The following is a 1,912-nucleotide window of genomic DNA, read 5'->3' on the forward strand; positions in this document are numbered from 1 at the left end:
GCAGGGGCATAAGGCCGTCCGCGGGCGCCCGATCGGCAGTCCCTCGGGACATATGTCAATCGTAGTCCGACCGTCTAAGCGGATGGCTTAAGCGATTGGGCTAACTACTTCTCAAACTGTAATGGGTCTGCCTCACGCTCCAAACATATCGTGCAAGCGGGGGATGGCAGGTATCGGAGACTCGTGCCAGACGAGCTCGACCAGCTACAGGGGTTCCCGAAGGGCTGGACGGATACCGGTATGTCCGACATCCAACGCGCCTTCTGCATGGGTAACGCGTTGATCGTCGGTATCCCGCATCGCATCGGTGAGGTCATCGCACGGAGGCTGGGGGTAGGGGACACGTTCGTCCTCTAGCCTTATTTGGAACAGCCGCTCCAAAGAGGCACTCGTCCGTCCGAGATTGCTCTCAATTTGTGCAGATCGTATAAGATCAGATCCATATCGATTGTTCTGTTTCGATTTCGGGGTCTGGCATGCAGGTAATATACGATCGTCTGCGAAGGGAATGCGGGCTTGCCGTAGGCATTCTCGACGCCGACCTCGTCGATCATGGGACGCGGCATCCAAATCTTGCATTGTTGAAGATAAGCTCATTCTGCAAGATGCATGGCCATTCAGTAAGCCTGCTGCTTGATTATTCAGATATTGCTTCGTATGACGCAGTATTTCTATCCTGTGTCTTCTCATTTACCAAACTGGATGAAGACGTTTTGGATATGCCCAACGTATACTGCGGAGGAACGGGCATTTTTCCCGATGGAGGGGAAGACCTACCGAATGATGTAGAGCATGCATGCCCTGATTACTCCCTATATGACCCATATGTGGCGCGTGAACTCGCGCGCGGTAGGAGACGAAGTGCCCTTTCGGATTACATGGATTATTCCATCGGGTTCACGACTCGTGGGTGCTTTCGAAAATGCAGTTTCTGCGTGAATAAGAAATATAGCCATGTTTTTGTCCATGCTCCGGTTCAGGAGTTCCTTGATACGAGGCGTCCGTACATCTATCTCTGGGATGATAATTTCCTTGGATTCAAGGGATGGCGGAAAGTTTTGGAAGAGCTCAACGCCACGGGAAAGCCCTTTCAGTTCCGTCAGGGTCTCGACGTTCGGTTGATGACCGATGAAAAAGCATGCGTCCTGTCACGTTCGCGTTATCACGGGGACTTCATTTTCGCATTTGACCATCTGGAGGATCGCCCTCTTATTGAGCGGAAGCTTCGCATCTGGAGAGCCTGGACAGACCGGGGGACGAGGTTGTATGTCCTCAGCGGGTATGACTCGCAGGACGAACGCGATATCGAGTCGGTGTTTCAGCGCATCGCCGTCCTCATGAAATACGACTGCCTGCCGTACATCATGCGCTATGAGAGCTACAAATCGAGTAGATGGCGCGCGCTGTACGTCAACATAGCTCGCTGGTGCAATCAGCCTCAGTTCTTTAAGAAGAAGTCCTTTCGGGAGTTTTGCGAAGCGAATCAGGCATATCACAAGACCGAGGGTACATTTTGCTCCGCGTATAAGGCGATGACTGATTTTGAAAAAGAGTTTCCGGATATTGCGGAGCGTTATTTCGACTTGCGATTTGAAGAGGAAAGTATGCTGAAGCGATTCGGACGACCATTCTACACCAGACCATCGTCTGAGCTGTTGGATGAGCAACGCGATTGCTGGATGCGATTCGTGTCTGACGAGATGGACGATGTCGATGCGCTGTCCGCATATTTCAGCAAAAAACTCGATATCATGTGCGCCCGTTACCTTGATGAGGTTAATCCATCGGGGGGTGTTCCTATAGTTTTGTCAACTGATTTTGTTGGCAAAGATCACTGCTTTCGAGCATGCTGACGCCAGCCCTTGTCGGGCTGGCGTTTTTCTATGGCTCTGGCTAGCTAGGCCGAGTACGG

Annotated in this window: 2 protein-coding genes; both read left to right on the forward strand. The window is 51.8% G+C overall.

The window, feature by feature from the left end; genetic code table 11:
- The first annotated feature begins 150 nt into the window (after positions 1 to 150).
- Positions 151 to 357: a DNA cytosine methyltransferase gene (locus CZ345_RS01415; protein ID WP_275425384.1), complete on the forward strand. Its 207-nt coding sequence runs from the start codon at positions 151 to 153 to the stop codon at positions 355 to 357.
- A 119-nt stretch (positions 358 to 476) separates the two neighbouring features.
- Complete coding sequence (locus CZ345_RS01420) at positions 477 to 1,853, forward strand: radical SAM protein (RefSeq protein ID WP_077071426.1); 1,377 nt, start codon at positions 477 to 479, stop codon at positions 1,851 to 1,853.
- The last annotated feature ends 59 nt before the right edge of the window (positions 1,854 to 1,912 follow it).

The sequence above is a fragment of the Mailhella massiliensis genome, from assembly GCF_900155525.1.
GTDB classification, from domain to species: domain Bacteria; phylum Desulfobacterota; class Desulfovibrionia; order Desulfovibrionales; family Desulfovibrionaceae; genus Mailhella; species Mailhella massiliensis.

What these genes read in the sequence shown, in the direction of transcription:
- CZ345_RS01420 (WP_077071426.1), top strand. Translation starts at nt 477, where the DNA reads ATGCAGGTAATATACGATCGTCTGCGAAGGGAATGCGGGCTTGCCGTA.